3 protein-coding genes are annotated in these 3,075 nt (G+C 47.2%); 2 read left to right on the forward strand and 1 reads right to left on the reverse strand.

Annotated features, from left to right (window positions below):
- A partial coding sequence (locus ACRC27_RS05505) for an SIS domain-containing protein (RefSeq protein ID WP_438639381.1) occupies window positions 1–812 on the forward strand: 812 nt, incomplete at its 5' end.
- A gap of 216 nt (window positions 813–1,028) precedes the next feature.
- Here the strand turns inward: ACRC27_RS05505 and ACRC27_RS05510 are convergent.
- Window positions 1,029–2,366, reverse strand: a complete 1,338-nt coding sequence (locus tag ACRC27_RS05510) for a glutamate carboxypeptidase (RefSeq protein ID WP_438622454.1) — start codon at window positions 2,364–2,366, stop codon at window positions 1,029–1,031.
- A 515-nt stretch (window positions 2,367–2,881) separates the two neighbouring features.
- Between ACRC27_RS05510 and ACRC27_RS05515 the strand changes: the two genes are divergently transcribed.
- The coding region (locus tag ACRC27_RS05515; RefSeq protein WP_438639382.1) for a YfhL family 4Fe-4S dicluster ferredoxin at window positions 2,882–3,075 on the forward strand (194 nt) is incomplete at its 3' end.

The raw sequence follows: 3,075 nt of genomic DNA on the forward strand, positions 1-3,075 counted from the left end.
TGTCGCATAGCGAGCGAAAACTGGCACTTTTTCTGCAAAGTCATCCAGATAAAGCGCGGGATATGTCTTCACAAGCACTGGCTAAAGCTGCAAATGTCAGCCAATCAAGTGTCGTTAAGTTTGCCCAAAAATTGGGCTATCGTGGATTTACCGAACTACGTTTAGCGCTGGGGGAAGCGGTGGTACTGCAACAACAGCAGAGTCACGGTGTTACGCTTCATCACCAAATCCGCAGTGATGACACGCTACCGATTGTGGGCGAAAAGCTGATTGCCGAAAGTATTCGTACACTGCAAGCTACATTGCAGTTAAACCCCGAATTGGCGCTGGATCATGCAGTAAATATGTTGGCTGGCGCTAAACGGATTTTGCTGTGTGGTATCGGCTCATCTGCGCTGGTGGCAAAAGATTTCAGCTATAAATTACTGAAAATCGGTATGACTGCGCTGACAGAAACCGATCCCCACGTGCAACTGACTATTGCTCAAACCTTGTCGCCCGACGATTTGCTGTTGGCGATCTCTTTTTCCGGCAGCCGACGTGAGGTCAATGGCGTAGTCCAAGAGGCGCTTAAACAAGGCACTCCGGTACTGGCACTCACCGGCTACCAACCTAATGCGCTACACCCGCTAGCCACACACTGCCTGTATACCGTCGCGGACGAAGTTGCAGTGCGCAGTTCGGCCATGTTTTCACGTACCGCACAACTGGCCATGACCGATCTGCTGTTTATGGGGCTAGTACAGCGTGATGTAGGTAATGCACGCCACCGGATTTTATACAGTGAAGAGCTGGTGAAAAAATTGGTGTGATATCCGCAGGCAGGTATTTTTTGTAGATACAACGACAGTGAGCATAGCTTACGTAATTTATTGCTTGAGTTGTTATCGCTTAAATGAGGGGTATTACTTAACTAGATACCACTTAGGTGAACACCGTGTAAGTTTTCACCGCCTGAACGAATACGGTACAAAACGATATCTATTGCAGATCCGTTTTGTACCGCAATTTGTACCAAGGGCGAACGCTTATTTGCCCTGAGCAATATCCATAATCATCTGCGCTGATAAGTACAGACGGCGCGGGATTGAATCAATCACAACCCACTCCCCCACGTTGGCATGATAGCCAAAACCAGGCAGCCCCATACCTTCAATGATAGGCTTACCGCTCTTCATTGCATAACCGGCATCCGTACCGCCACCGGTGACCGGAACAACAGTAATTTTATGACCGAGAGAGTGGTAAATATCCACCGCATTTTGGATCAGCATACTGCCACCAGCCCCTGCATTGTAAGGCGGACGACCTGGGTTGAAATCGAAACTCACCTCGGCATTCGGTACACGCTTGGTCGCGCTACGCGCCTGAAGGGTGCGAGTGAGTTGCTCGAATGCCGCCTTGGTCGGATAACGCACATCAGCGTACAGTTTTGCGCTGTCAGGAACAATGTTATTCACACTGCCCGCATCAAGATGAGTCCAGGTCAGGCGCAGCTTTCCGGGCCCTTGATCAAGATCCATCGTGCGCAGGGCAAAATCGGATGCTTCGATAAGTGCATTCACACCCAGCTCCGGATTGGCTCCGGCATGCGCGGCTAAACCTTTAACAGAAACATTGATTGCACCAATACCTGAGGTGTTAAGTGGCATAGCTTCTGAATCAGCCAGTGTCGGCTCGTATGAGAAAATAGCATCGCTCTTGGCTGCCAGTGACTCAATCAACGCCTTCGAGCCGTGTGAACCTTTCTCTTCATCAGTATTGAACAGTACGGTGATCGTTCCGTAGTCATTAAAATTGCGATCTTTAAGCAACTGCAGGCTATGCAGGATCACGGTGATACCCGATTTGGCATCTGCCACTCCCGGACCGTAGGCCTTATTCCCTTCGATACGCCAAGGCGTTTTGGCCAGTGTCCCTCTAGGATAAACGGTATCCATATGTGCCATCAGCAGCAAATTTTTGTCGCCTTTTCCGTGAAACTCTCCGACAACATTATCACCAACAACACCCGCCTTCGCCTTATGCAGCGTCACGGTTGCGCCGAGTTTCTTAAGCTCTTTGGCAAGCAACGCAGACATTTGCGGCATGCCAATATCATCGCCGGTACCGGTTTCAATTTTGACAAGCTGTTCGAGCGTTTTTAATGTTGCCGCCTGTTCAGTAGTAGCTGCCGCCAGTAAGGCTTGGTCAACCGAACGTGCTTGAGGGGCAAAATCAGGCGATGCCGCAGCAGCTACCGCAGTCACTGGAGCAACTTCGGTTGCAACATCAGCATAGGCGTACGCGGTTCCACACAGAAAAGTGGCCAGAATAGCCGTGGTGATTCCGGCTGACATTTTATTGCGAACGAACGGCTTGAACATATTTTATTCCCGAGAGTAATCAAACAGTAAGAGTAGCATTTCCGCCAATCAGCAAGTTCAGACCGACAAACACGATTGCACCAATAACTATTCAGATCATATTAAGCACTGTATGGCTTACCAATTTCAGCTAAAATAACAGCAATAGCAATAAGACAAATCTGAACTGTTCACGCAAAATACACAGTTAACCGCTTTTCTGCGTATATCCACACAGTAAAAGATGCCAGATTTTCAATAAAAGCGTGCTGTGCTAGTGAGTCTGATATCGTAATACCTTGTAAATAAACTGATTATTTAGTGTGTTACACATATGTTCCCTCATAGGGATATAAAATACCCTTGTGTTGCTGTTTTGTGTTACGTGAGTGCGTTTCTATACTGTATAAGAAAACCAAAACTGTATAAGAAGACCAAAAGCACTGTATAAAAAGCCCCAAAATATGTGATGGCACATTGAGCCAAGATAAACATAAGATATTGAAATTAAATGAATTTAAAGGTAAATCGTTGATATGGCGTTATTAATCACAGACAAATGTATCAATTGCGATATGTGTGAACCGGAGTGCCCGAATAAGGCTATCGCGATGGGTGATCTGATCTATGAAATAGACCCTAATCTCTGCACTGAGTGTGTGGGGCATTATGAAACGCCAACCTGTATTAAGGTCTGCCCGATTGACTGTATTATCGTGCACCCTGAACA

Origin of the sequence: Plesiomonas sp., assembly GCF_051650925.1 — a bacterium.
Taxonomy (GTDB): Bacteria; Pseudomonadota; Gammaproteobacteria; order Enterobacterales; family CAMTGL01; genus Plesiomonas.